Source organism: Nocardioides aequoreus (assembly GCF_000720335.1).
Taxonomy (GTDB): Bacteria; Actinomycetota; Actinomycetes; order Propionibacteriales; family Nocardioidaceae; genus Marmoricola; species Marmoricola aequoreus.
In genome coordinates this window covers 37,866-63,916 of sequence record NZ_JOJN01000009.1, presented here as the reverse complement: position 1 = coordinate 63,916, position 26,051 = coordinate 37,866, and the positions used below count along the sequence as shown (strand labels likewise).

Below are 26,051 nucleotides of genomic sequence, written 5' to 3'. Positions count from 1 at the left end.
CCACAGTTACCGTGGCGTCGTACTCTCGAGTAGCCCAGCCGTAGCCACTGTAGAGGAAGCCATGAGCGACCGGTACCAGTTCTTCACCTCCACCCCCGTCGGCAAGTTCCTGGTCAAGAACCTCGGGCTCCCCGACCCGGTGCGGCTCGACCGCTGGACCGACGGCGCCCCGCTCGTCGACGGCACCGTCGTCGTCGGTGGCGACGGCCGGCTCGCCAAGGCCGTGACCGCCTCTCTCGACGGCCTCGGCATCGCCGCGGTGAGCGCCACCGAGCCGGGTGCGAAGTACAAGGGCCTCGTGCTCGACGCGACCGGTCTGGGCACCGCCGCTGACCTGGTGGCGCTGCAGCAGTTCTTCACCCCGCTGATGCGCAGCCTGCAGCCGTGCTCCCGGGTGCTGGTGCTCGGCACCCCGCCCGAGCAGGTCGAGGGCAGCGAGCGGGTCGCGCAGCGCGCGCTCGAGGGCTTCACCCGGTCGCTGGGCAAGGAGATCGGCCGCGGCAGCACCGTCAACCTGGTGTACGTCGCCCCCGGTGCCGAGGAGTCGCTCGACTCCACCCTCGCCTTCTACCTCTCCCCCAAGTCGGCGTACGTCTCCGGCCAGGTCGTGCGGGTCGGCGCCGTGGGCGCCACCGAGGCCGAGCCCGTGGCCGACCGCACGCGACCGCTCGACGGCAAGGTCGTCGTCGTGACCGGCGCCTCGCGCGGCATCGGCGAGCAGATCGCCCGGGTGCTGCACCGCGACGGCGCGACCGTGCTCGGCGTCGACGTGCCGCAGGCGGCCAGCGAGCTGCAGGGCGTGATGCGCGAGATCGGCGGCGACCACCTCGTCCTCGACATCACCACCAAGGACGCACCGCAGCGCATCGCCCAGCACGTGAAGGACAAGCACGGCCAGGTGCACGGCGTGGTGCACAACGCCGGCATCACGCGCGACAAGAAGCTCGCCAACATGGCCGAGGACCGCTGGAGCTCGGTGATCGCGGTCAACCTCACCGCCCCGGAGCGGATCACCCGCGAGCTGCTCGCCCAGGAGCTGGTGGCGCCCAACGGCCGCATCGTCGGCGTCTCCTCCATCGCCGGCATCGCGGGCAACCTCGGCCAGACCAACTACGCCGCCTCCAAGGCCGGCGTGATCGGCCTCGTCGACGCCCTCGCCCCCGAGCTCGGCGGCGGCATCACCGTCAACGCCGTGGCGCCCGGCTTCATCGTCACCCAGATGACGGCAGCCGTGCCCTTCGCGACCCGCGAGGTGGGTCAGCGGATGAACGCCATGGCCCAGGGCGGGCTGCCGGTCGACGTCGCCGAGGCGATCGCCTGGTACCTCGACCCCGGCTCCACCGCCGTCAACGGCAACGTGGTGCGGGTCTGCGGCCAGATGATGCTGGGCGCCTGAGCCGATGGTCGACCGCACCGTCACGGGCGAGCCCGGCGGGCTCCGCACCATGCTCCGCGCCGCACTGCCCGTGCTGCCGGGAGTGCAGCTGGTGCCGGGCCTGGCCAAGGACGGCGCCGCGAAGGGCAGGCTGCCCGACCTGACCCTCCACCGTGCCGACGTCGTCGTCGACCCGGCGCACGTGGCGGCGTACGCCGAGGTCTGCGGCTTCGAGCCGACCGAGGCGCTCCCGCTGACCTACCCCCACATGCTGGCCTTCGGGCTCCACATGGAGCTGATGACCGACCGGTCCTTCCCCTACCCCGCCATCGGCACGGTGCACCTGGCCAACGCCATCACGCAGCACCGCGCGCTCGCGGTCACCGAGCGGCTCGACGTCAGCGCGACCGCCCGGGACCTGCGACCCCACCCCAAGGGCACCGCCTTCGACCTGGTGACCACGGTGCGCGCGGGTGACGAGACCGTGTGGGAGTCGACCTCGACCTACCTGCGCGTGGGGCGCGGCGACGCGCCCGCGGCAGCACCGCCGGACTTCGAGACCGTGGCCGGCACCGGGCTCACCTGGCGGCTGCCCGGCGACCTCGGACGTCGCTACGCGAGCGTCTCGGGCGATCACAACCCGATCCACCTCTACCCGCTGACGGCCCGTGCCTTCGGCTTCAAGCGGCAGATCGCCCACGGCATGTGGACCAAGGCGCGCAGCGTGGCCACCTTCGCCAACCGGCTGGGTGAGGCCGCGACGGTCGAGGTGCAGTTCAAGAAGCCCGTCTTCCTCCCCGGCACGGTGGCCTTCGGGTCGCGCACCGTCGAGGAGGGTCTCGACTTCTCCCTCACCGACCCGCGCAGCGGCAAGCCGCACCTGCTGGGCCGGGCGCGCCGGCGCTAGCCGCGCGGAGCGCCGTAGGTCTTGACCTGGCTGGTGGCCCGGGCGCCCGCCAGGGTGCGCAGGTGGAACTTCGCCGTGCGTGGGCGCCAGATGGCCACCTCGTCGACCCCGTCGCCGTTGTGGTCGACGACCACCGGCAGGTCACCGGCGCGGCCGTAGCCGACCGTGCGCGTGGTGGCGGTGCCGCCCGAGGTGACCCGGAGCGCCCAGCGACCATTGGTGGGGTCGAAGGTGCCGACCTCGTCGACACCGTCGCCGTTCCAGTCGCCGACGACGGGGATCTGGCCGGCGCTGCCCCAGCGCACGGTGCGGACCTTCATGTCGGGCCAGCGCAGGTAGAAGCTGCGGTTGGACCAGCGGTACCAGCCCAGCTCCGCGCGGCCGTTGCCGTCCCAGTCGCCGGCCAGCGGCACGTCGTGCCGGCCGCCGACGCCCGTCACCGTCGCCGCCGCGCCGTTGGCGCTGCGCAGCCGCCAGACGGCGTCGCCGCGCCGCTTGGTGCCGACCTGGTCGACGCCGTCGCCGTCGTAGTCCGCGACCAGGGGCGTGTCGCCGGCGTACCCCCAGCGCAGCGCCTGGCCGGCGCCGTGGTCCAGGAGGTACTGCGTGCGCACCGCCCGCGGGCGGAAGACGCCGACCTCGTCGACGCCGTCGTCGTCCCAGTCGCCGGCGACCGGTCGGTCGCCGCAGTTGCGCGAGGTGCCGGTGGAGCCGAACTTCCACGACGTGCGGTTGAACCACGGCTGGAAGTAGCCGCCGTTGCGGCGCTGCTCGAAGTGCAGGTGGGGGCCGGTGGAGTTGCCCGAGGTGCCCAGGTAGCCGATCAGGTCGCCCTGGTCGACGCGCTGCCCGACCGTGGCCGCCAGCGAGTCGAGGTGGGCGTAGAGCGTGGTGTAGCCGTCGCCGTGGTCGACCACGACGTAGCGGCCGTAGCTGTAGGTCAGCGACCGGACCAGGGTCACCGTGCCGGGCGCCGAGGCGACGACGGGCTTGCCCTGGTCGGAGGGGGCGTTGAAGTCGACGGAGTAGTAGCTGGGGCTGTGGCCGCTGCGGGTGGTGCCCGACCACTGGCTGCCGCACAGGAAGGGCAGCTCGAAGTCGGGGCCCGTGGTCCGCGAGGCGCTGACCCGCGAGGCGCTCGCCAGGGCGGCGCGAGCCTGGGTGCCGCTGAGCCGGGCGCCGCGCGGCGCCGTGAGGTGCAGCGCCTTCGCCAGCTCGGCGGCGTCCGCCGGCTTCAGGTCGTAGCTGTGGCCGTCGGGGTGGCCCCCGGGGCTCACCCGGCGGTCGGCCGCACCGGGGGCCGAGACCGAGACCCCCACGCCGAGGGCCAGCGTCACTGCGAGCGCGGGGGCCCACCATCCGCGTCGGGAGAGGAATCGCCCGCCGGTCATTGCACACCACACCCGTCTCTGGAGTCACAGAAGTGATCAGAAACTAACCCACTCGACGGCGTGTCGTCAGCGCTCTGTCCGAATTGGGGTGTAGTGCGACCGAACTACACAGGTGTCGTTCGTCAGCCCGGTCGATGCCGGATCAGGCCCTCCTGCGCCACCGTCGCGACCAGCACGCCCTCCCGGGTGAAGACCTTCGCGAGCGCCAGACCACGGCCCCCGGACGCCGAGGGCGAGGTTTGGTCGTAGAGCCACCAGCGGTCGGCGCGGAAGGGCCGGTGGAACCAGATGGTGTGGTCGAGCGAGGCCGCCTGCATGCCCGGGGAGGCGATGTAGAGGTCGTGCGGCACCAGGCTCGCGGCGAGCAGCGTGAGGTCGCTGGCGTAGGTGAAGGCCGCGACCTGCAGCCGGGGGTCGTCCGGCACCTCGCCGTTGACCCGGATCCAGAGCCGCGAGCGCGTCAGCACCTCGCCCGGGGCGGCGTCTCCCGGCCGCGTCAGGCCGGCGAGCCGGATGTCGAGCGCCGACCACTCGCGGTTCCAGTGCTCGGCGATCCGCTGCGAGCCCGGCGTGGCCTCGAGGAGCGTGGGGCACTCCTCGGGGGCCGGGACGTCCGGCATCGCGTCCTGGTGCTCCAGGCCCGGCTCGGGGATCTGGTAGTCGACGGTGAGGGCGAAGATGGGGCGTCCGTGCTGCCTCGCGAGCACGCGGCGCGTGGCGAAGCTGCGGCCCTCTCGGAGCGTGTCGACGTCGTAGACGATCGGCACCGCCGTGTCGCCCGGTCGCAGGAAGTAGGAGTGCAGCGAGTGCACGACGTACTGCTCGGGGACGGTCCGGGTCGCGGCGGTCAGCGCCTGCGCGGCGACCTGCCCGCCGAAGACCCGCTGCAGCTCGGTGTCGGGCTGCTGCCCGCGGAAGAGGTTGTCCTCGATCGTCTCGAGGTCGAGCAGGTCGACGACCTCCTGCGCTGACTGGGGCACGGCTAGTCCTCCGGGTCCTCGAGGCGGGCGAGGAACTGCTCGAACTGCTCGCCGAGCTCCTCGCCGCTGGGCAGCGGCTCGTCCTGCGCCAGGAGGCTGGCGGAGGCCGTGTGGAAGGCGTCGTACTGCCGCTCGAGCCCCTCGACGACCTCGCGCACCTCCTCGGAGTCGGAGATCTGCGTGGCGATCTCGACCTGCCGCGCCTCGCCGGCCTCCTTGAGCGGGGTGGCGTCGAAGCGCAGGTCGGCGACCTGGCCGAGCCCCTCGAGCAGCGCGACCGACGCCTGCGGGTAGTCGACCTGCGCGACGTAGTGCGGGATGTGGGCCACGAAGCCCATCGCGTCGTGCTCCCACTCCCCCAGCCGCAGCTCGAGCAGCGACTGCGCGCTCGACGGCACCCGGATCTCGCCCTTCCAGACGTTGTCCTGCACGAGCAGGTGCGACGCGGTGGCGTGGTGGGTCAGCTGCACCGGGCGAGTGTGGGGCACCGCCATCGGCACCGAGCCGAGCGAGATCGTCAGGCGGACGCCGAGGCGCTCCACCACCTCGCGCACCCCACGGGCGAAGGCCTCCCAGCGGATGTCCGGCTCGGGGCCGTGCAGCAGCAGGAACGGGCGTCCGTCGGCGTCGCCCATCCGGCGCACGACCAGCCGGGGCGCCTCGTAGTCGGCGTAATGGTCCTCGCGGAAGGACATCGGTGGGCGCCGGGCGCGGTAGTCGTAGAGCTCGTCGACCTCGAAGCTGGCCACCACCCGGCCGGGGTCCTCGGTCAGCAGGTGGTCGACGACCAGCCCGGCGGCGCTGCCCGCGTCGAGGAAGCCGGCGAGGGCTACCACCAGCACCGGACCGCCGGGCGGTCCGTCCTGCGCCGCGAGCTCCTCCGCGACCTCGTCGACCACGTGCACGACTCGTGCCTGGCTCACCTGACCTCCTCCGCTCCCCGTCTCTCGGACCAGCCTAGTCAGCCGCCGGCGCCGTACAGATCCCGGATCCGTGCCGCGGCGCGACGGGCGAGCCCGGCGGCGTCGTAGCCGAGCTCGGCGCGGAGCACCCGGTCGACCCCTTCGTCGTCGGGACCGGCCGGGCGCGCCTCGAAGGCCTCCAGCAGCGACCAGATCGCGGGCTCCCCCGCCGTGGCCGCCACGTGGTCGAGCGCCATCCAGCTCACGGCGTAGTGCCAGTCCTGGTCGGGCCCGTTGAAGGACGCCGAGGAGGGCATCCCCCGCTGCGGCTGCTGCGCGCGGCGTACGGCGACCGTGGGGATCTGGCGCTGCGCCCGCGGCAGCGCACTGGCGCCGAGGTACTCCGCCAGGCCCTCGGAGAGCCAGGTCGGCGCCCCGTCGTCGCGGGCGCCGAGCGCGACGTGGGCGAGCTCGTGGCGCACCAGGCGCCCGAGGAAGGGCTCGCCCGCCTCGACCGAGACCGGCATCACGAGCATCCGCACCGACGCGACGGGCGAGATCTCGGGCCGGGAGTAGGTCGGCACCGTCAGCGCGCCGAGCAGGTCGATCGAGCCGCCCGGCACGTCGGTGACGGTGTCGAGCACCCGGGGGTCGCGCACGTGGTAGACCACCACGCGGCCCGGCCACCGGAAGAGCAGCGAGCGTCGCAGCACGGCGATGCCGTCGGAGACCGCCGCCATCAGGCGCGGGGCGGCCGCCACGGTGCGGTCGTCGAAGACGCCGAGGACGCCGGGGGCGCGGCGCACCTGCACCGCGGCGAGGTCCCACGGCGCCGGTGTGCCGCGCAGCATCGCGCGTCCGTCGGCGTCCTGGTCGGAGACGATGCGGGGCCGGTCGCCGTCGAAGGAGACGGCGAAGCCGACGTCGCGCTCGACGACCAGGCGGTCGAAGCCGCGCAGCCGGGTGCGGTGGACGACCGTCGGGACCAGCACCGTGCGCCCCCAGCGGGCGGCCGGACGGGTGTCCCAGTCGGTGCCGAGCACCTCGTAGTCGAAGCGCTGCCACGGCAGCTGGGTGACGCTGCGGAACCAGCGCAGCTGCCGCACGCGCAGCCCGTCGCCGCGGCCGAGCTGGCGCACGAAGGCGCGCGCGTCGCCCTCGCGCACGGCCCGCGCCCGGCGGTCGAGGAGCCGCTGCACCTGCGCCCGCAGGTCGGGGGCGCTGGGCGCAGCCCCGGCGTCGGCCTCCCGCGGCGCGGTCGTGACGCCGTCGAGGCACCCCGCGCCGAGCAGCAGCACCAGCAGCAGGACGAGCGCCGAGGCCGCCCGGTGCGGCGTACGGCGCTCAGTCGTGCATCGGGCGGTCGACCGGGGCCTCGAGGTCACGCTCGACCTGCCCGTCGAGGGCCGTGACCTCCTCGACGATGCCGCGCGCGAGCGACTGGGCGGTGAGCCCGATGCGCTCGAGGATCGCGTCTCGCTCGGCATGGTCGTAGAACTCCTGGGGGATGCCACGGTGCAGGAACGGCGTGGCCACCCGCTCGGTGTTGAGCAGCTGGAGCAGCGACGCACCGACGCCACCGACCATGCCGTTGTCCTCAACGCAGACCACCAGCCGGTGGTCACGCGCCAGCCCGACCACGGCGGGGTCCCAGGGCTTGACCCAGCGCGGGTCGACCACGGTGACGCCGATGCCCTGGTCGGCGAGCCGGGCCGCGACGTCGACCCCGACCGCGGCCATCGACCCGACCGCCACGATCAGCACGTCGCGGGCACCGTCGCGCACCAGCACGTCGATCGTGCCGACACGGTCGACGGCCTCGAGGTCGGCGACCGGCGGGGAGCCCTTGGGCAGCCGCAGCACCGTCGGCGCGTCGTCGACGTCGACGCACTCGCGCAGCAGCTCGACGACCCGGGCACCGTCGCGCGGGGCGCACAGGCGCAGGCCCGGCACGACCTGGAGGATCGACATGTCCCACATGCCGTTGTGGCTGGCGCCGTCGGAGCCGGTGACGCCGGCGCGGTCGAGCACGAAGGTGACGCCGCAGCGGTGCAGGGCGACGTCCATGAGCACCTGGTCGAAGGCGCGGTTGAGGAAGGTGGCGTAGATGGCGACGACGGGGTGGAGCCCGCCCATCGCGAGCCCGGCGGCGCTGGTGACGGCGTGCTGCTCGGCGATGCCGACGTCGTAGACGCGGTCGGGGTACGCCGCCGCGAAGCGGTCGAGGCCGACCGGGTAGAGCATGGCCGCGGTGATGCCGACGAGGTCGGGTCGCTCGGCGCCGAGCGCGACCATCTCCTCGGAGAAGTAGTCGGTCCAGATGCGGCCCTTGGGACGACCCACGCCGGTCTCCACGTCGAACGGCCCGATCTGGTGGTACTGGTCGGCCTCGTGGCGCTCGGCGGGGTCGTAGCCGAAGCCCTTGCGGGTGATCGCGTGCACCAGCACCGGGCCCTCGAAGCGCTTGGCCTGGGTCAGCGCCCGCTCCATCGCGACGCGGTCGTGGCCGTCGACGGGGCCGACGTACTTCAGGCCGAGGTCCTCGAAGAGACCCTGGGGCGCCATCGCGTCCTTCATGCCCTTCTTCATCGCGTGCAGCGCGTCGTACACCGCGGGCCCGACGCCGCGCACGCCGTTGAGGCGGCGCTTGACCATGTCGAGCACCTGCTCGTAGCGCGGGCTGGTGCGCAGCGTGGTGAGGTGGTTGGCGAGGCCGCCGACGGTGGGCATGTAGGAGCGACCGTTGTCGTTGACGACGATGACCAGGCGCCGGCGCTGCCCGGCGATGGGCGTCGCGGCGATGTTGTTGAGCGCCTCCCACGACATGCCGCCGGTGAGCGCGCCGTCGCCGACGACGGCGACCACGGTGCGGTCCTCGCCCCGCAGGGCGTAGGCCTTGGCCAGCCCGTCGGCGTAGGAGAGCGCCGTGGAGGCGTGCGAGTTCTCGACCAGGTCGTGGTCGGACTCGGCCCGGCTGGGGTAGCCCGAGAGGCCGCCCTCCTGCCGCAGCGTGTCGAACTGCGCGGCCCGCCCGGTCACCATCTTGTGCACGTAGGCCTGGTGGCCGGTGTCCCACACCACGCGGTCGCGGGGCGAGTCGAAGACGCGGTGCAGGGCGAGGGTCAGCTCGACGACGCCGAGGTTGGGGCCGAGGTGCCCGCCGCGGGGGGCGCAGGTGCGGATCAGCTCGTCGCGGATCTCGGCCGCGAGCTCGGTGAGCTCGCGGTCGTCGAGGCGGCGCAGGTCGGCAGGACCGCTGATCTGCCGGAGGTGGCCCATGCGTGTGAAGTCCTCCCGGGCTGGGGTGAGGGGAGCGTGAGCAGAGCTCCCGGCGAGTCTAGACAGTGGTCCAGCCCCGGTAGACATCGCTGGCGAGGAAGCGCGGCAGCAGGTGGGCGTTGGACTCGGCCAGGTCGAGCGAGAGCGCCTCCTCGGGGTCGACGAAGACGATCGCGCGACCCTCCCCCAGCACGATGTCGGCGTCGGTCAGGTCGACCTGCGCGGCGTAGACCCGGTAGTGGCTGCGGTGGCCGTCGGAGTAGGCGAAGTCGCCCTCCCACCACAGCCGGAGCTCCTCGGGGCCGAGCCGCACCCCGGTCTCCTCGAGCAGCTCGCGCCGCACCGCGGTGTCGAAGTCCTCGCCGTCCTCGACGTGGCCGCCCACGATGCCCCACTGCTCGGCCGCGCGGGGCGCGTGCTCGTCACGGTGCTGGAGCAGCACCCGGCCACGGCGGTCGACGAGGTAGCAGACGGCGATCCGGGGCATCGGTCCAGCGTAGGCGGGCGGCTCACAGGGGGGTCTCAGAGGCGGGTCTCAGAGGCGGGCGACGTAGCGCCGACCCTGCAGCGCCTCCTCCAGCAGCCCGGCCGCACGGCGTACGCCGACGAGCCGGGCCGCCTCCTGGTGCCAGGTCTCCACGGCCTGCTCGACGACCCGCGGCTCGACGAGGTCGCGCAGGTCGCCACGTGCCCGGCTCAGCCCCTCCCGCACCGCCGCCTGGCACGCCTCGACGTGCAGCACGGCGAACCTCGCGAGGACCGCCGGGTGGCCCCGCACGGCGGGGTAGCCGCGGTACTCCGGCGGGCACTGGTCGAGCAGCCACGCGACGGCCGTGCGCTCCCAGTCGGGGGCGTCGGGGGGACGGACGCCGTGCGGCCAGCCGGGCGGGGCGACGAGCGGGGACATGAGGGAGATCCTACGCCGAGGTTCGAACACCTGTTCGACGATCTGCGGATCCCGGACGATCTTCGCCGCAGGTGTCGATGACGGGCGCCGCCGTTCGTCATCCTGGTGAGAGGCCCCGCGGGGGCCGCCACGAGAGGGGACCACGTTGACCGACACCTACGCCTTCCTGATCCGCGAGCCCGCCTGGGGCTCCGACTCCTTCCTGCCCGGCCCGGACGGCCAGCCGCCCACCGCCGACCTGGCCACGGATCCCACCATGGCCGCGCACGGCGCCTTCGAGAAGGCGGTCGAGGAGCTGGGCGCCCGGGTGACGGGAGGCGCCGCGCTGCAGGACGCCCACCACGGTGGCGTCACCACGCCCGGCCCGGACGGGCACGAGGTCGAGCAGGCCGTGCACACCGACAGCCCGTACGCCGACTCCAGCGAGCTGATCACCGGCTTCTACCTGGTCGAGGTCGCCGACGAGGAGATGGCCCGGCGGGTCGCCGCGATGGTGCCGACGGGCGGCACCGTCGAGTGGCGCAAGCTCTTCCCCATGGGCTGACCGCCCGGCGAGGGGGGACTCGCCGCGGGGCCACCTGCGACCATGGGGCGTGGTCCACGCCCGCTCCGGCGAGCCTCCCCTCGACGAGGAGGAGGTGCGCGACGCGCTGCCCCGGGTCGTCCGGATCCTGGCGTCGTGGTGCGGCGACCTCGGCGTCGCCGAGGACCTCGCCGGCGAGGCGTTCGCCCGCCTCGTGGCGCTCCCGGCCTCCGAGCGGCCCCGGGCGGTGGTGCCCTGGTGCGTGCAGGTGGGACGCCGCGTGCACCTGGACGAGCGCCGGCGCAGCGCCCGCTTCTCGCAGCTGGCTCACCGGCTCGCCGAGGAGCCCGTGGTGAGCGAGCACGAGCTGGACCCCGACGGCGTCCCCTCGGGCCTCGACGACCGGCTGGCGCTGCTCTTCGCCGCGTGCGACCCCGCGCTCACGGCCGAGAACCAGCTGGTGCTCGCCCTGCGCGTGGTCTGCGGCCTCTCGGTCGACCAGGTCGCGCTCCACCTCGGGCTCGGCGAGGCCGCCACGGCCGCGCGCCTGACCCGGGCCAAGCGCGCGCTCGCCGCGGCCCGCGACCACTTCGAGGTGCCGGGCCGCGACGCCCGCGCGGAGCGCCTGCCCGTCGTCCTCGACTGCGTCGCCGCGATGTTCACCGTCGCGCACCGCACCAGTCCCGAGCCACCCGACGCCCTGGAGGACCTCGGCGCCCAGGCCCTCTCCATCGCCGACGGCCTGGTCGACATGTATCCCGCCGACAGCGAGGTCCGCGGGCTGCGCGCGGTGGTGCTGCTCGGTCTCGGCCGCCGCCCCGGCAGGGTCGACGACGAGGGCGTGGCGCTCACGCTCGACGAGGTCGACCGCAGCCGCTGGGACCAGCGCATCCTGCGGCTCGGCCTCGCCGACGCCGCCTTCGCCATGCAGGGCCACGGTCGCTTCGCGCTGGAGTCGGCGATCTCGGGCCTGCACGCCACGGCGCCGAGCGTGGCGGCCACCGACTGGCCGCGGGTGGTGCAGTTCTACGAGGTGCTCCAGCAGGTCTGGTCGTCCCCGGCCGTGGAGGTCGCCTGGCTCGCGGCCCGCACCCAGCTGGTGCTGCACGCCTTCCCCGGCACCGCGGCCGAGGCGGCGGGCGCGCTCGCCGCCATCGAGGAGCGACTGGTCGAGATGACCGAGGAGGCGCCCACCTTCGCGCGGCGCGACGCGGCCTTCGCGCTGGCGGACCTGCGCTGGCGCACCGGCCGGCGCGCCGAGGCGGCGCCCACCTACGAGCGCCTGCTCGACCACGTGACCAGCCCTCCCGTCCGGGGCTTCTGCGAGCGGCGGATCAGGCTCGCGGGCTAGTCGCGCATCGGACCGCCGGGGCGGCCGTGCGCGTCGGCGACGACCTCGGCCACCAGCGAGAGCGCCATCTCCCCCGGCGTCCGGCCGCCGACGTCGAGCCCCGCCGGCACGTGCAGCTTGTCCAACCCGGGCACGCCCTCGTCGCGCAGCTCCTGCAGCAGGCCGGCAGCCCGGCGGCGGCTGGCCAGCATCGCGACGTACGCCGCCTCCGAGCGCAGCGCCGCGCGGAGCACGGCGGGCGCGTCGGGCGCGTCGTGGTCGCAGAGCACGACCGCGTCACGGTGGCCGGGGGCGGCCTCCAGCACGGCGGCGAGCCCGCGGCCGTCCTCGTCGTCGGTCAGGCGCAGCACCTCGAGGCCGACGGCCTCGGCGATGCGCGCCACCGCCTGGGCCACGGGGTTGTCGGAGAGCACCAGCAGCCGGCCGGGCCCGACCTCGTCGTCGCGCCAGGAGCGCTCGCGTGGGGTGGTCATGGGCCACCTTGGCACGCCCGGGTCGCAGTGCGCCGAAATCCGGTGGCCGGGGCGCCGGCCGCCTCCTAGCCTGGCGCCATGCCGCCGAGGACCGCCACGACCATGCTGATGGTGTGCCGTGTCCGGGAAGCCCGACGGGTCCTCCCGGCGCTCGTGGGGGTGGCACCCGCTCACCCCTGAGTGGGCCTGTCGCGTCGTCGATGCCGCTGGGGTGCGGCCGGGCGAGCGCGTGCTCGACCTCGGGGCCGGCACCGGGGCGCTGACGGCGCCGCTGCTCGCCGCGGGCGCCCGCGTGACGGCGGTCGAGCTGCACGCGGGACGCGCGGAGCGGCTGCGGCAGCGCTTCGGCGACGACGTGCGCGTGCTGGAGCTCGACCTGCGCGAGCTGCGGTGGCCGCACCAGCCCTTCCGGGTCGTGGCGAGCCCGCCGTACTCCGTCACGACCGGCCTGGTGCGCGCGCTGCTCGCGGCCGACCGACTGGTCGCGGCCGACCTCGTCGTCCAGCGCGGTGCGGCCGGTCGCCTCGTCGACCGCCCACCCCGCGCCCGGCACACCCGGCACCGCCGGCTCGACCTGGGCCTCAGGGTGCCGCGAGGCGCCTTCGCCCCGCCGCCACGGGTCGACTCGGTGGTGCTGCGGATCAGCCGGCGAGGAAGGAGTACCTGACCTCGCGCACGGCGTTGTCGACGTTGAGGTCGACCAGGCAGACGCTCTGCCAGGTGCCCAGCGCGAGCCGGCCGCCCAGCACCGGCACCGAGGCGTACGGCGGCACCAGGCCCGGCATCACGTGCGAGCGCCCGTGGCCCTCGGTGCCGTGGCGGTGGCGCCAGCGGTCGTCGGCGGGCAGCAGGTCCGCGAGAGCGGCGAGCAGGTCGTCGTCGGAGCCGGCACCGGTCTCGATCACGGCCAGGCCGGCGGTCGCGTGCGGCACGAAGAGGTGGAGCAGGCCGTCCTGCTCCCCCGCCACGAAGTCGCGGCAGTCGTCGGTCAGGTCGAGCACGACGTCACGGTCGCCGGTGCGGTAGCGGCGGGTCTCCGAGCGCATCAGGCGTCTCCGGCCAGGCGCTGCTCGACGCGCTCGACCTTCGCGGCCAGCTGCCCGTCGTACCCGGCGCGCACGTCGGCCTTGATCACCACGCCGACCCGCGGGTAGCGCTCGGCGACGACGTCGACGGCCTGCTTGACGACCGCCATCACCTCGTCCCACTCCCCCTCGATGTTGGTGAACATCGCGTTGAGCTCGTGCGGCAGGCCGGAGTCGCGGATCACCTGCACGGCGGCGGCGACGGCCTCGCTGACACCACCGTCGGGCTCGGGGTCGGAGCCGGCGCGCGGGGAGCCGGACGGACTGATGCTGAGGGCGACGATCATGGCTCCCATCCTGGTGGGTACCCGTCCGGTCGCCAAAGCACGGTCTGACCAGGCAGGATGACCGGGGTAATGCACTACTCGGGGGGCGACATGCATCCGGCCCGGTCGACCGAGCCAGTCCAGCGCGTCGGGCCCACGACGCGATCGGGGGTGGCTCGACCGGTGGTCACGCCTGCCCCCGACCCCTCCCAGGGCCTCCCTCCGGGGCCCTCGTGGCTGCGCATGACGCTGCTGCTGGCGCTGGTGCCCCTCACCGTGCTGCCACCGCTGCCGGGCGACCCGGTCACCTCGTGGTGGCCGTCGATCGGCGTGGTGACGGCCCTCCTGCTCGTGGTGCCGCCGCGTCTCCTCGCCGCCGGGGTGGCCGCAGCGCTGCTGCTGGTGACCGTGGCGGTGCTCCTGGTCTACGACCTCGACGTGCCGACGACGCTCGTCGCCGCGGTCGCCGTGGTGGCCCCGGCGTTCGTCGCGAGCCGGCTGCTGCACGGTCCACCGGAGACGACCCCCGGTCCGGCGATCTACGACGCCCGCCCCCGGCGCTACCACCTGAGCCTGATGCTCGTGGCGCTGGGCACCGGGCTGCTGACCTTCGGCTTCACCCTCTCCGAGCACGGCCCCCGCGACGGCGCGCTGTGGTCGGTGACCGCCGTGGCGAGCACGCTGACGTCGCTGCTGGTCGTGCTCCCGGTCGTGGTCCCGGTGCGCGACCGCCCCGCGGTGGCCTCACATGGCGAGCGCTGGTTGCAGCGCCTCCTGCTCGCGGCGGTGGTGCCCCTCTCGCTGGTCGTGGGGGCCTTCCTGACGCTGGCCTTCCCGCTGCTGAGCTGGGCCGGGCTGCGCTCGACGCGTCGCGAGGCCCACGCCCAGGTCTTCGTCTTCGCCGTGCTGGTCTACGCCCTCTCGACCGCCGGTCACGGCCCGTTGAGCCCCGACCGCCAGAGCGTGATGCTCCCCGACGCCGTGAGCACGCTGCCGCTCTTCGTCTACATCGGCGCCCTGAGCTACCTGATGGTGCCGCTGGCCCGCACCGTGGAGCGGCTGGCCCTCGCACGCGCCCACGCCGACGTCACGGCGTCGACGCTGGAGCGCATGCTCGACGGGGCCAACAGCACGCTGCTGATCATCTGCGACGCCCAGTGGCGCATCACCCACTTCAACGAGGGCGCCCGGTCGATCCTGGGCTACGAGCCCGACGACGTCGTCGGCTCCACGCCCGATCGGTTCCACAGCCACGACGACCTCGCCCGGGTGGCGGGTCAGCTGGGGGTGCCCGCCGACTGGAAGGCGGTCGTGGAGGAGCAGGTGCGCCGCGGCACCCGGATCGACCACGAGCTGGTCCGCGGCGACGGGAGCCGGCGCACCATCTCGCTGAGCCTCTCGGCGGTCCGCGACGCCGACGGCCGGGGGCTGGGCTACCTCGCCACCGGTGACGACGTGACCGAGCGGCTGCGCACCCAGCGGGCGCTGGAGACCGCCCTCGACCGCGAGCACCAGTCGGTGCTGCGGCTGCAGGAGGTCGACCACGTCAAGCAGGAGCTGGTCTCCAACGTCAGCCACGAGCTGCGCACGCCCATCACCTCGATCGCCGGGTACGCCGAGCTGCTCGCCGACGCCAGCCTCGGGGAGCTGACCCGCCCGCAGCGTGACGCGCTGCAGCGCATCGAGCGCAACGCGCTGCGGCTGCAGAGCCTGGTCGACGACCTGCTCACGCTCTCCCGCGCCGAGGCCGGGCGGCTGCAGCTGGCGAGGAGCCCGCTGGACCTGTGCCAGGTGACGCGCAGCAGCTGGGAGCTCTTCGACGAGCAGCTGCGTCACCGCACGCTGGAGACGCAGCTGACGCTGCCGGCCCAGCCCGTGATGGTCCTGGGCGACCGCGACGCGCTCGAGCGGGTGGTGGTCAACCTGGTCAGCAACGCGGTGAAGTTCACCCCCGACGGCGGGTCGGTGCACGTCGCGGTGACGCGCGGCAGCGACGGCTCGGGGCTGCTGGTGGTGCGCGACACCGGCATCGGCATCGACACCGACGAGCAGGAGAAGCTCTTCACCCGCTTCTTCCGCTCGACCCAGGCCACCGACGCTGCCATCCAGGGCACCGGGCTGGGCCTGTCCATCGTGCAGGCCCTGGTGAGCCAGCACGGTGGACAGGTCGCGATCCGCTCCCGCCCGGGCGAGGGCACCCGCGTCACCGTCGAGCTGCCCTCCGCCTGAGCGGTCGCGGCCTGACCGACCTCCTGCGTCAGGTCAGCGCAGGCTGCGCAGCACGTAGGGCATGATCCCGCCGTTGCGGTAGTAGCTCGCCTCGCCCGGGGTGTCGATGCGGACGGTCGCGTCGAACTCGACGTCACCCGCCTTGACCTTCACCGTCTTGGGCGTGGTGCCCTCGTTGAGTGCGGTCACGCCGGTGACGGAGAACTCCTCCTCGCCGGTCAGGCCCAGGCTCTCCGCGCTCTCGCCCTGCGGGAACTGCAGCGGCAGCACCCCCATGCCGATGAGGTTGGAGCGGTGGATCCGCTCGTAGGACTCGGCGATCACGAACTTCACGCCGAGCAGCGCGGTGCCCTTGGCGGCCCAGTCGCGCGAGGACCCGGAGCCGTACTCCTTGCCCGCCAGCACCACGAGCGGGACGCCCTGCTCGAGGTAGTGCTCGCTGGCCTCGTAGACCGTGGTGATCTCGCCGTCGCGGGTGAAGTCGCGGGTCACGCCGCCCTCGGTGCCGGCGGCGAGCTGGTTGCGCAGCCGGATGTTGGCGAAGGTGCCGCGGATCATGACCTCGTGGTTGCCGCGGCGCGAGCCGTAGGAGTTGAAGTCACGCTGCTGCACGCCGTGCTCGGCGAGGTAGCGGCCGGCCGGGCTGTCCTTCTTGATCGCGCCCGCCGGGCTGATGTGGTCGGTGGTGACGGAGTCGCCGAGCTTGAGCAGCACCCGGGCGCCGCTGAAGTCCTCGACGGGCACCGGCTCGTCGGGCATGCCGTCGAAGTACGGCGCCTTGCGCACGTAGGTCGAGTGCTCGTCCCACTCGAAGACGTCGCCCTCGGGGGTCGGCAGCGAGCGCCACCGCTCGTCGCCGGCGAAGACGTCGGCGTAGTCGTCGGCGAACATCTCGGCGGTGATCGAGCCCGCCACGACCTCCTCGACCTCGGCCGCGCTGGGCCAGATGTCGCGCATGAAGACGTCGTTGCCCTCGTGGTCGTGGCCGAGCGGGTCGTTGAAGAGGTCGACGTCCATCGAGCCGGCGAGGGCGTAGGCGACCACCAGCGGCGGCGAGGCCAGGTAGTTCATCTTCACGTCGGGGTTGATGCGTCCCTCGAAGTTGCGGTTGCCGGAGAGCACCGACGTGACGGCCAGGTCGCCGGCGTTGACCGCGTCGCTGACCTCGGGGATGAGCGGGCCGGAGTTGCCGATGCAGGTGGTGCAGCCGTAGCCGACGAGGTTGAAGCCGAGCTTGTCGAGGTACGGCGTCAGGCCGGCGCGCTCGTAGTAGTTGCTGACGACCTGCGAGCCGGGCGCGAGCGTGGTCTTGACCCACGGCTTGGTGGTCAGGCCACGCTCCACGGCGTTCTTGGCCAGCAGCGCGGCACCGATCATCACCGAGGGGTTGGAGGTGTTGGTGCACGAGGTGATCGCCGCGATCGTGACCGCGCCGTGGTCGAGCTCGAACTCGGTGCCGTCGGAGAGGCGCACATGCTGCGGGTTGGAGGGCCGCCCGTCACCGCTGCCGGCGGGGTGGTTGCGCCAGTCGTCGGGCGCACCCGCGCCGTTGCCGCCCTCGGAGACCGCGGGGGCGTCGCTGGAGGGGAAGGACTCGGCCGAGGCCTCGTCGACCTTGGAGCGCACGGAGTCGCCGGCCCCGCCGTCGACGTAGTCGGCCAGCGAGGTGCGGAAGGCCTCCTTGGCGCTGGCGAGCGAGACCCGGTCCTGGGGTCGCTTCGGACCCGCGAGCGAGGGGACGACCGTGGCGAGGTCGAGCTCGAGTCGCTCGGAGTAGCGCGGCTCGGCGTCGGGGTCGTGCCAGAGGCCCTGCGCCTTGGCGTAGGCCTCGACCAGCGCGATCTGCTCGGCCGAGCGGCCGGTGAGCTCGAGGTACTTGGTGGTCTCCTCGTCGATCGGGAAGACGGCGACCGTCGAGCCGAACTCGGGGCTCATGTTGCCGATCGTGGCGCGGTTGGCCAGCGGCAGCGCCGAGACGCCCGGGCCGTAGAACTCCACGAACTTCCCGACCACACCGTGCTGGCGCAGCATCTCGGTGATGGTGAGCACGAGGTCGGTGGCGGTGGCGCCCTCGGGCAGGTCGCCGCCGAGCTTGAAGCCCACCACGCGCGGGATCAGCATCGAGACCGGCTGCCCGAGCATCGCGGCCTCGGCCTCGATGCCGCCGACGCCCCAACCGACCACGCCGATGCCGTTGACCATCGTGGTGTGGGAGTCGGTGCCGACGCAGGTGTCGGGGTAGACGACCGTGCCGCTGTCGGTCTCACGGGTGAAGGCGACGCGCGCCAGGTGCTCGATGTTGACCTGGTGCACGATGCCCGTGCCGGGCGGGACGACCTTGAAGTCGTCGAAGGCGCCCTGGCCCCAGCGCAGGAACTGGTAGCGCTCGCGGTTGCGCTCGTACTCGATCTCGACGTTGCGCTCGAAGGACTCGGGGGTGCCGAAGACGTCGGCGATGACCGAGTGGTCGATCACGAGCTCGGCCGGGGCGAGCGGGTTGATCTTGCTGGGGTCGCCCCCGAGCTCCTCCATCGCCTCGCGCATGGTGGCGAGGTCGACGACGCAGGGCACGCCGGTGAAGTCCTGCATGATCACGCGGGCGGGCGTGAACTGGATCTCCTTGTCGGGCTCCGCGTCGGCGTCCCACCCGGCGAGGGCGCGGATGTCGTCGGCGGTGATGTTGGCGCCGTCCTCGGTGCGCAGCAGGTTCTCGAGCAGCACCTTGAGGCTGAAGGGCAGCGACTCGACGTCGAGACCGTCACCGGTCACGGCACCCAGGCGGTACATCTCGTAGGTCTTGTCGCCCACCTCGAGGGTGTCCTTGGCTCCGAAGCTGTCCGCACTGGCCATCTGCTCGCTCCTCGATGAGTCTCGTGGTCTGTCGCCATCTTGCCGCCGGGGCGGTGGACCCGGGTAGTAAGGCCACCCTCACCACACGGCGCGAGAGGCGACGCAATGTCTCTCGACGTCAAGATACATGACGTCAAGCAATGTGTCCTCCCCCAGTGGGTACGACGCCCTCATGCGCTACCGAACCCTGGGCCACAGCGGCTGCTCCGTCTCCGATCTCGCCCTCGGCACGATGACCTTCGGCGCCGAGACCGACGAGTCCGGCTCCCACGACCAGCTCGACGCCTTCGTCGAGGCCGGCGGCACCCTCGTCGACACCGCCGACGTCTACTCCGCCGGCACCAGCGAGGAGATCATCGGGCGGTGGTACGCCGCGCGGCCCGCCGAGGTGACCGACGCCGTCGTGCTCGCCACCAAGGGCCGCTTCCCGATCGGCACCACCGAGCCCAACCATGTCGGGGCGTCGCGCCGTCACCTCACCCGGGCGCTCGACGGCTCGCTGAAGCGGCTCGGGCTCGACCACGTCGACCTCTACCAGGTGCACGCCTGGGACCCCCACACCCCGCTGGAGGAGACGCTGGCGACGCTCGACGGCTTCGTGCGCTCGGGCAAGGTCGGCTACTACGGCTTCTCCAACTACACCGGCTGGCAGCTCACCAAGGCCGTCCACCTCGCCCGCGAGCTGGGGCTGGTCGCCCCGGTGACGCTGCAGCCGCAGTACAGCCTGATCGCCCGCGAGATCGAGTGGGAGGTCGTGCCCGCCGCGCTCGACGCCGGGCTCGGGCTGCTGCCCTGGAGCCCCCTGGGTGGTGGCTGGCTCTCCGGCAAGTACCGGCGCCAGCAGCGGCCGACCGGCGCGACGCGTCTCGGCGAGGACCCCGGTCGCGGCATGGAGGCCTGGGAGCGCCGCGGCACCGAGCGCACCTGGCGCATCGTCGAGGCCACCGAGCGGGTGGCCGAGGAGCGCGGCCTGAGCATGGCCCAGGTGGCGCTGGCCTGGGTGCGCACCCGGCCGTCGGTGACCTCGGTGATCCTCGGTGCCCGCACCACCGAGCAGCTGCGCGACAACCTGGGCGCGGCCGAGGTCGACCTCGGCGCCGAGGAGCTGGCGCTGCTCGACGAGGCCAGCGCCCTCGAGGTGGCCGACTACCCCTACGGCGAGCTGGGACTCGACCAGCGCTCGCGCGGCCTCACCGGCTGAGGCCGGGAGCCGCCTCGAGCGGCGACGCCGCGTGGTGCCGTCCGATGGGCAGCACCATCGGCTTGCCCGACACCGGGTCGGGGATCACCTGGCTGCGCATGCCGAAGACCTGCTCCACGCACGCGGCGGTCAGCACCTGGCCGGGCTCGCCGCTGGAGTGCAGCCGGCCCTGGCGCACCGCCACCAGGTGGTCGGCGTAGCGGGCCGCGAGGTTGAGGTCGTGGAGCACCATCACGATCGTGGTGCCGCGCAGCCGGTTGAGGTCGGTCAGCAGGTCGAGCACCTCGACCTGGTGGTTGACGTCGAGGAAGGTGGTGGGCTCGTCGAGCAGCAGCAGGTCGGTCTGCTGCGCGAGGGCCATCGCGATCCACACGCGCTGGCGCTGGCCGCCGGAGAGCTCGTCGACCGGCCGGTCGGCCAGCTCGGTGGTGTCGGTCGCCGCGAGTGCCTCCGCCACGGCCGCGTCGTCCTCGGGCGTCCACCGGGCCACCAGACGCTGGTGGGGGTGGCGGCCGCGGGAGACCAGGTCGGCCACGACGATGCCCTCGGGCGCGATCGGCGACTGCGGCAGCAGGCCGAGCTTGCGGGCGACCTCCTTGGTCGGCGTGCGACGCAGGTCCTTGCCGTCGAGCAGCACCTGGCCCGCGCCGGGGGCGAGCAGCCGCGACATCGCGCGCAGCAGCGTCGACTTGCCGCAGGCGTTGGCCCCGACGATCGCGGTGATCCGCCCGGGCGGCACCGCCAGGTCGAGGTCCTCGACGACCGTGCGGTCGCCGTACCCGAGGGTGACGGACTGGACGTCGAGACGGTGGGCGTCGGTCACAGCGAGCCTCCGGAGCGGTTGGTGCGGACGAGCAGGTAGACGAGGTACGGCGCCCCGACGCTGCCGGTGATCACCCCGACCGGGTAGCGCGCGCCGAAGGCGTACTGGCCGGCGAGGTCGGCGACGAGCACGAGCAGCGCCCCGACGAGCGCGGCCGGCACCATCAGCGAGCCCCCGCCGCCCACGAGACGAGCGGCGATGGGGCCGGAGAGGAAGGCCACGAAGGCGATCGGGCCGGCCGCCGCGGTCGCGAAGGCGATCAGCAGCACCGCCGCCACGATCACCAGCAGTCGGGTGCGCTCGACGCGGACGCCGAGGGCCGAGGCCGAGTCGTCGCCCTGCTGCATCAGCGAGAGGTTGCGCGACTGGCTCAGCAGCGCCGGCGTCACGACGAGCACGGCGACCGCGAGCGGCACCACCTCGGGCCAGGTGGCGCCGTTGAGGCTGCCGGTGAGCCAGCGCATCGCGACCTGGAGGTCCCACTCGGCGGCGCGCACGATCACGTAGGCCACGACGCTGTCGAGCATCGCGGCGATCCCGATGCCGATGAGGATCAGGCGGGTGCCGACGACGCCGTCCTCGTAGGCCAGCACGTACATCAGCAGCGCGGTCGCGAGGGCGGCCACGATCGCGAGCGCCGAGACCGTCGGCCCGCTGAGCCCGAGCCAGACGATCGCGACCACGGCGGCCACGCTGGCGCCGGCGTTGATGCCGATGATGTCGGGCGACGCGAGCGGGTTGCGCAGCATCGTCTGGAAGGTGACCCCGCCCAGACCCAGCGCCACGCCCGCCAGCAGGCCCATCGCCGCGCGCGGCAGGCGCAGCACACCGACGGTGAAGGACGCCCCCGGCACGGTCTCCCCCAGCACCACGCGGAGGACCTCGCCGGGGCCGTAGAAGGTCTGGCCGAACATCAGGCTGGCCGCCAGGGCGGCGAGCACGAGCAGGGCCAGCACGACGCTGACGGCGCCGCGGCGGCGGGCGCGCGAGGCCCGCGCGCGACCGACGTGGTCGACGGTGGCGGGCCGGGCGGGGAGGAGGGAGGTCACAGCGCGCGCACCTTCGTCCGGCGCACGATCCAGATGAAGACGGGGGCACCGACGAAGGCGGTGACGATGCCGACGTCGACCTCCTCCGGGCGCGCGACGACGCGGCCGACGACGTCGGCGGTCGTCAGCAAAGCGGCACCGACCATCGCCGACGACGGCAGCAGCCAGCGGTGGTCGACCCCGAGGAGCAGCCGGCACACGTGCGGCACCACGAGGCCGACGAAGGCGATGGGGCCGGCCACGGCCGTGGCCGCGCCGCAGAGGGTGACGGCGCCGAGCGTCGCCAGCACCCGGGTGCGGGCGACCTGCTCCCCCAGCCCGGCGGCGAGGTCGTCGCCCAGGGCCAGGGTGTTGAGGCCGCGCGCGCAGACCAGGCAGACCAGCGCGCCGACGACCAGGAAGGGCAGCACCTGCGAGAGCTTGGCCCAGCTCGCACCGCCGACCCCACCGATCTGCCAGAAGCGGAACTGGGTCATCACGTCGATGCGGGGCAGCAGGATCGCGCTGATCAGCGAGGTGAAGGCGGCCGTCGACGCGGCCCCGGCGAGCGCGAGCTTCAGCGGCGTCGCCCCGCCGCGCCCCATCGAGCCCACGGCGTAGACGAAGAGCGCGGCGACCGCGGAGCCCGCGATCGCCACCCAGACGTACGACGCGGGCGAGGCCAGCCCGAAGAAGGCGATGCCGCTGACCACGGCGAGCGAGGCCCCCGGGGTGACGCCGAGGATCCAGGGGTCGGCCAGCGGGTTGCGGGTCACCCCCTGCAGCACCGCCCCCGAGACGCCCAGCGCCGCCCCCACGAGCAGCGCCAGCAGCGTGCGCGGCACCCGCTTCTCGACCGCCGCCTGCGCGACGCCGTCGGCGGTGCCGGTGAGCCCACCCACGAGGTCGTCCCACCCGATCACCCGGGCGCCGAAGGCGATCGAGGCCAGCGCCGCCGCCAAGGCGAGCAGCAGCGCGACCAGCAGCCACGACGCGCGCACCGGCGCGGGGTGCCGTGCGCGCACGGCACCTCGCGTCAGCGGGGAGGGAGGGGCTGCGGTCATCGCGGGCTGGCCGTCAGCGGCTCAGGAGCTCTTCTGCGCGGCCTCGGCCAGGAAGCCGACGTACTCCTCGAGACCCCACGGGATCGACAGCGGCGAGGGGTTGGCGGCCGCGGCGAGCGGGGTGGAGTCGGGCAGCACCGCGACGGCGCCACGCTCGATGGCGGGGATCTGCGACATCAGCGGGTCGTCCTGCAGCTGGCCCAGCAGCTCGTCGGTGCCGTAGGTGACGAACATGTCGGTGTCCTCGAAGCGGTCGGCCTCCTCGGCGCTGAGCGTCAGGTAGAACTCCTCGCTGCCCTCGGAGGCCTCGGTCACCGCCGGCGACTCCGTCATCCCGGCCTCGACCAGGAAGGCCGGCCGCGGGTCGAGCTCGGAGTAGAAGCCGATCTGGCTCAGGTCGGTCGGGTCGGTGGAGGTGAAGGCCATGCTGGTGCCCTCCAGCGAGGGCTCCGCGGCGAACGCGTCGGACACCTGCTGCTCGAGGTCGGCGACCAGCTCCTCCCCCTCGGCCGACATGCCCATCGCCTGGGCGTTGAGCTCGACCATCTGCTGCCACGAGGTGCTCCAGGCGACGTCGGGGAAGGCGACCGTGGGCGCGATCTGGCTCAGCGTGTCGTAGTCCTCCTGGGTCAGGCCGGAGTACGCCGCGAGGATCACGTCGGGCTGGGTGTCGGCCACGGCCTCGAAGTCGAAGCCCTCGGTCTCGTCGAAGAGCACGGGGGTCTCGGCGTCGAGCTCCTCGAGCTTCTCCTCCACCCACGGGAGCACGCCGTCGCCGTCGTCGTCGCCCCACGTCGCCTTGCTCATGCCGACGGGCACGACGCCGAGCGCCAGCGGCACCTCGTGGTTGGCCCACGCGACCGTCGCGATGCGCTCGGGCTTCTCCTCGATCGTGGTCTCGCCGAAGGCGTGCTCGACGGTCACGGGGAACTGGTCGCCCGAGGCGTCACCACCGCTCCCACCCTCGCCGGACTCCTCGCCCGAGCTGCCGCAGGCCGACAGGACCAGGGCCGCCGTGAGCGACGCGGTGATCCCGAGCAGACGCGTTCTACGCATGGGGTGCTCTCTCTTTCGTAGATAAGGTGAGGCAACCCTAAGTGCTGCTGCCGGTCCGTGGATACCCACCCCCGGGTGAAGGGCGCCACTTTCGCGGGCGCCCCCACGGTGGGACCCTGGATCAGGAGGTAGGCGATGCCCCGGCAGATCATCGGGACGACCAGCGCCCCGAGCTCCCCGGTCTTCGGCCAGGGGGTCACGGCCGGCTCCCAGGTCTTCGTCTCCGGCACCACGGGGATCGACCCCAGCACCGGCCGGATGGCCGGCGACGGCATCCAGGCCCAGACGCGCCAGGCGCTGGCCAACTGCGAGTCCGTCTTGCTGGAGGCCGGCGCGACGCTCGACGACGTCGTGGAGGTGGGGGTGCTGCTCGCCGACCCCGACGACTTCCCCGGCATGAACGAGGAGTACGCCCGCTGGTTCGCCAGCGACCCTCCCGCGCGGTACGCCGCCAGGCTCGGGCCTGAGATCCCGGGCCCGCTCGTCTCGATCCGCATGACGGCCTGGCTCGGCTGACCGTCCCACCTGCCGCGGCTACGCGGCGGCCCGCTCCAGCAGCGCCACGCACTCCACGTGGTGCGTCATCCGGAACACGCAGAGCGGCTGGAGCGCGGCCGCGATCCCTTGCGGCCGGCTGCGACCATCGGCACGAAGTCGACTTTGACCTGGAGATGCGGATCTAGTGGCCTCAAGGCGTTGGTACGCCGATGTGCACGTTTTGCAGAAGGTCCACGGGCTGTTCCACTGGCCGCCCTACGTCGGCACGCCAGCACTTGGTCATCCCGGAAGGCGATCGACTTGCGGGACACGGCGGTGAAGTTCCCGTGGGCGGCCGCCTGGTCTACAGCTCCGCGCCTGTGAAGACCAGGCTGCGGTCGTAGGTGAGATCGTCCATGGCGTACCGGACGCCCTCTCGGCCGATACCTGAGCCCTTGGTGCCGCCGTAGGGCATCTGGTCGGCGCGGTAGCTGGGGACGTCACCGATGATGATGCCGCCGACGTCGAGGTCGCGGTGGGCTCGGAACGCGGTGCCGATGTCGTGGGTGAAGATGCCGACTTGCAGCCCGAACTGGGAGTCGTTCACGGCGGCGAACGCCTCGTCTGTGTTGTCGACGCGGCGGACTGAGATGACGGGGGCGAACACCTCGTCGCGGTTCACGCGGGCGTCGAGCGGTGCGTCGACGATGACGGTGGGTTCGAGCCGGGCGTTGTGGCGGTTGCCGCCGGTGAGGACGTGGGCTCCTGACTGGACGGCTTCGTCGACCCAGGTGTGCGCGCGTTCGGCGGCAGCGGTGTTGATCATCGGTCCCAGGGTGGTGGCCTCGTCGGCGGGATCGCCGAGGACCTGCTTGTCGACCTCGATGAGCACGAGGTCGAGCAGTCGTTGGTAAATGGTGGTGTCGGCGATGACTCGCTGGACCGAGATGCAGGACTGCCCGGCTTGGCCCATGCCGAAGGCGGCGATGCGCTGGGCGGCGTTCTTCAGGTCGGCGTCGCTGTTCCAGTCGGCACAGACGACGGCGGCGGCGTTGCCGCCGAGCTCGAGGGTGACGTGCTTGCGTGGGACGCGATCGCAGATGCTCCAGCCCACCGGGCCGGACCCGGTGAAGGACACGACCGGCAAACGGGGATCGGTGACGAGCGAGTCCATCTGCGCGTTGCGGGTAGTGATGACCGACCAAGATCCTGCGGGGAGGTCGGTCTCGGCGAGCAGGTCGCCGATAAAGAGCGCGGACAGGGGCGTGGCGGGCGCGGGTTTGAGGACGATGGGCGCGCCGACGGCCAGTGCTGGGGCGACCTTATGCGCGACGAGGTTCAGGGGGAAGTTGAACGGGGTGATGCCCAGGACGGGTCCGCGGGGCACGCGGCGGTTGAGAGCGATCCGGCCTTCACCGGCTGGGTCGGTGTCGAGTCGCTGGAGCTCCCCGGACCATCGGCGGGCTTCCTCCGAGGCCAGGCGGAACGTCGCAGCGGCACGGCTGACCTCGACGCGGGCCCAGCGGATGGGCTTGCCGCCCTCGGCCATCACGAGTTGAGCCAGCTCTTCGGAACTTTCGACCAAGCGGCGTGAGACGTGGTCGAGGGCGTCGGCGCGGCGATGGGCGGACAGGCTGGCCAGCTCGTGGGAGATGGCGTCGGCTGCGTGGACGGCGCCCTCAGCGTGCTCGGCGCTGGCCACGGTCACGCGGGCGATGGGGTCGCCACCGTCGGGTGGGGTGATGGTGGTGGTGTCGGTGCCGGTGACCTGTTGGCCGGCGACCCAGATGGGCTGTGTGGGGGGCTGCAACGTCTGTTCCCTCTCGTGGGACCGGGCATGCAGGCGGGCGGGACAGCGTGGGTGCTGTCCCGCCCGCCTGTGCT

Annotated in this window: 24 protein-coding genes; 8 read left to right on the top strand and 16 right to left on the bottom strand. The window is 73.2% G+C overall.

Going from position 1 to position 26,051, the window contains the following annotated elements; all coding sequences use genetic code 11:
* The first annotated feature begins 61 nt into the window (after positions 1–61).
* Positions 62–1,396, top strand: a complete 1,335-nt coding sequence (locus tag IG63_RS0116085) for a 3-oxoacyl-ACP reductase (RefSeq protein ID WP_030485372.1) — start codon at positions 62–64, stop codon at positions 1,394–1,396.
* A 4-nt stretch (positions 1,397–1,400) separates the two neighbouring features.
* Entirely contained in the window at positions 1,401–2,282 is an 882-nt protein-coding gene (locus IG63_RS0116080; RefSeq protein ID WP_030485371.1) for a MaoC/PaaZ C-terminal domain-containing protein, read from the top strand.
* Here IG63_RS0116080 and IG63_RS21705 read toward each other — a convergent pair.
* From IG63_RS21705 to IG63_RS0116045, 7 genes are all read right to left on the bottom strand, one after another.
* Complete coding sequence (locus IG63_RS21705) at positions 2,279–3,619, bottom strand: M23 family metallopeptidase (protein WP_051707007.1); 1,341 nt, start codon at positions 3,617–3,619, stop codon at positions 2,279–2,281. The two genes, IG63_RS0116080 and IG63_RS21705, sit on opposite strands and share 4 nt — an antisense overlap.
* A gap of 176 nt (positions 3,620–3,795) precedes the next feature.
* Positions 3,796–4,653 carry an acyl-CoA thioesterase gene (locus IG63_RS0116070; protein ID WP_030485369.1) on the bottom strand — a complete coding sequence of 286 codons (858 nt, stop codon included), beginning with the start codon at positions 4,651–4,653 and terminating at the stop codon, positions 3,796–3,798.
* Between the two features lie 2 nt (positions 4,654–4,655).
* Positions 4,656–5,576, bottom strand: coding sequence for a proteasome assembly chaperone family protein (locus IG63_RS0116065; RefSeq protein WP_030485368.1), 921 nt, complete (start codon positions 5,574–5,576; stop codon positions 4,656–4,658).
* Between the two features lie 38 nt (positions 5,577–5,614).
* On the bottom strand, positions 5,615–6,940 hold the full coding sequence (locus IG63_RS0116060; RefSeq protein ID WP_030485367.1) for a gluzincin family metallopeptidase: 1,326 nt from the start codon (positions 6,938–6,940) through the stop codon (positions 5,615–5,617).
* Entirely contained in the window at positions 6,900–8,834 is a 1,935-nt protein-coding gene (gene dxs, locus IG63_RS0116055) for a 1-deoxy-D-xylulose-5-phosphate synthase (protein ID WP_030485366.1), read from the bottom strand. Before dxs ends, IG63_RS0116060 begins: the two co-directional genes overlap by 41 nt.
* Before the next feature lie 58 nt (positions 8,835–8,892).
* Positions 8,893–9,321: an NUDIX domain-containing protein gene (locus IG63_RS0116050; protein WP_030485365.1), complete on the bottom strand. Its 429-nt coding sequence runs from the start codon at positions 9,319–9,321 to the stop codon at positions 8,893–8,895.
* A 48-nt stretch (positions 9,322–9,369) separates the two neighbouring features.
* Complete coding sequence (locus IG63_RS0116045; RefSeq protein ID WP_030485364.1) at positions 9,370–9,741, bottom strand: hypothetical protein; 372 nt, start codon at positions 9,739–9,741, stop codon at positions 9,370–9,372.
* 145 nt (positions 9,742–9,886) lie between these two features.
* Between IG63_RS0116045 and IG63_RS0116040 the strand changes: the two genes are divergently transcribed.
* Both IG63_RS0116040 and IG63_RS0116035 read left to right on the top strand, forming a co-directional pair.
* Positions 9,887–10,285 carry a YciI family protein gene (locus IG63_RS0116040; RefSeq protein ID WP_030485363.1) on the top strand — a complete coding sequence of 133 codons (399 nt, stop codon included), beginning with the start codon at positions 9,887–9,889 and terminating at the stop codon, positions 10,283–10,285.
* A gap of 49 nt (positions 10,286–10,334) precedes the next feature.
* Entirely contained in the window at positions 10,335–11,615 is a 1,281-nt protein-coding gene (locus IG63_RS0116035) for a DUF6596 domain-containing protein (RefSeq protein ID WP_051707004.1), read from the top strand.
* Here the strand turns inward: IG63_RS0116035 and IG63_RS0116030 are convergent.
* A complete protein-coding gene (locus tag IG63_RS0116030; RefSeq protein WP_051707002.1) occupies positions 11,612–12,088 on the bottom strand; it encodes an XdhC family protein in 477 nt (158 codons plus the stop codon). The genes IG63_RS0116035 and IG63_RS0116030 overlap by 4 nt on opposite strands.
* 118 nt (positions 12,089–12,206) lie before the next feature.
* Here IG63_RS0116030 and IG63_RS0116025 point away from each other — a divergent pair, with 118 nt between their 5' ends.
* A complete protein-coding gene (locus IG63_RS0116025) occupies positions 12,207–12,755 on the top strand; it encodes an rRNA adenine N-6-methyltransferase family protein (protein ID WP_030485360.1) in 549 nt (182 codons plus the stop codon).
* Here the strand turns inward: IG63_RS0116025 and IG63_RS0116020 are convergent.
* A complete protein-coding gene (locus IG63_RS0116020; RefSeq protein WP_030485359.1) occupies positions 12,730–13,134 on the bottom strand; it encodes a YjbQ family protein in 405 nt (134 codons plus the stop codon). The genes IG63_RS0116025 and IG63_RS0116020 overlap by 26 nt on opposite strands.
* Positions 13,134–13,460, bottom strand: a complete 327-nt coding sequence (locus IG63_RS0116015; RefSeq protein WP_030485358.1) for an MTH1187 family thiamine-binding protein — start codon at positions 13,458–13,460, stop codon at positions 13,134–13,136. The genes IG63_RS0116020 and IG63_RS0116015 overlap by 1 nt, the downstream gene beginning before the upstream one ends.
* Positions 13,461–13,622: 162 nt before the next feature.
* On the opposite strand from IG63_RS0116015, the gene IG63_RS21700 reads away from it, so the two are divergent.
* The gene (locus tag IG63_RS21700; protein WP_169741808.1) at positions 13,623–15,668 is read left to right on the top strand and encodes a sensor histidine kinase; all 2,046 of its coding nucleotides are present in this window, start codon (positions 13,623–13,625) and stop codon (positions 15,666–15,668) included.
* A gap of 33 nt (positions 15,669–15,701) precedes the next feature.
* On the opposite strand, the gene IG63_RS0116005 is transcribed toward IG63_RS21700, so the two are convergent.
* Positions 15,702–18,518: an aconitate hydratase gene (locus IG63_RS0116005; protein WP_030485356.1), complete on the bottom strand. Its 2,817-nt coding sequence runs from the start codon at positions 18,516–18,518 to the stop codon at positions 15,702–15,704.
* Between the two features lie 172 nt (positions 18,519–18,690).
* Here IG63_RS0116005 and IG63_RS0116000 point away from each other — a divergent pair, with 172 nt between their 5' ends.
* Complete coding sequence (locus IG63_RS0116000; RefSeq protein WP_030485355.1) at positions 18,691–19,719, top strand: aldo/keto reductase; 1,029 nt, start codon at positions 18,691–18,693, stop codon at positions 19,717–19,719.
* Here IG63_RS0116000 and IG63_RS0115995 read toward each other — a convergent pair.
* From IG63_RS0115995 to IG63_RS0115980, 4 genes are read right to left on the bottom strand one after another with little or no spacing between them, the layout of a single operon-like run.
* Entirely contained in the window at positions 19,709–20,542 is an 834-nt protein-coding gene (locus tag IG63_RS0115995) for an ABC transporter ATP-binding protein (RefSeq protein ID WP_030485354.1), read from the bottom strand. The genes IG63_RS0116000 and IG63_RS0115995 overlap by 11 nt on opposite strands.
* Complete coding sequence (locus tag IG63_RS0115990) at positions 20,539–21,591, bottom strand: FecCD family ABC transporter permease (RefSeq protein ID WP_030485353.1); 1,053 nt, start codon at positions 21,589–21,591, stop codon at positions 20,539–20,541. Before IG63_RS0115990 ends, IG63_RS0115995 begins: the two co-directional genes overlap by 4 nt.
* Positions 21,588–22,595, bottom strand: a complete 1,008-nt coding sequence (locus IG63_RS0115985; RefSeq protein WP_245604466.1) for a FecCD family ABC transporter permease — start codon at positions 22,593–22,595, stop codon at positions 21,588–21,590. Before IG63_RS0115985 ends, IG63_RS0115990 begins: the two co-directional genes overlap by 4 nt.
* A 60-nt stretch (positions 22,596–22,655) precedes the next feature.
* On the bottom strand, positions 22,656–23,690 hold the full coding sequence (locus IG63_RS0115980) for an iron-siderophore ABC transporter substrate-binding protein (protein ID WP_030485351.1): 1,035 nt from the start codon (positions 23,688–23,690) through the stop codon (positions 22,656–22,658).
* Between the two features lie 135 nt (positions 23,691–23,825).
* Between IG63_RS0115980 and IG63_RS0115975 the strand changes: the two genes are divergently transcribed.
* A complete protein-coding gene (locus IG63_RS0115975) occupies positions 23,826–24,206 on the top strand; it encodes a RidA family protein (RefSeq protein ID WP_030485350.1) in 381 nt (126 codons plus the stop codon).
* Positions 24,207–24,531: 325 nt separating this feature from the next.
* Here IG63_RS0115975 and IG63_RS0115970 read toward each other — a convergent pair whose 3' ends face one another.
* Positions 24,532–25,977, bottom strand: coding sequence for an aldehyde dehydrogenase family protein (locus IG63_RS0115970; protein WP_030485349.1), 1,446 nt, complete (start codon positions 25,975–25,977; stop codon positions 24,532–24,534).
* Between the last annotated feature and the right edge of the window lie 74 nt (positions 25,978–26,051).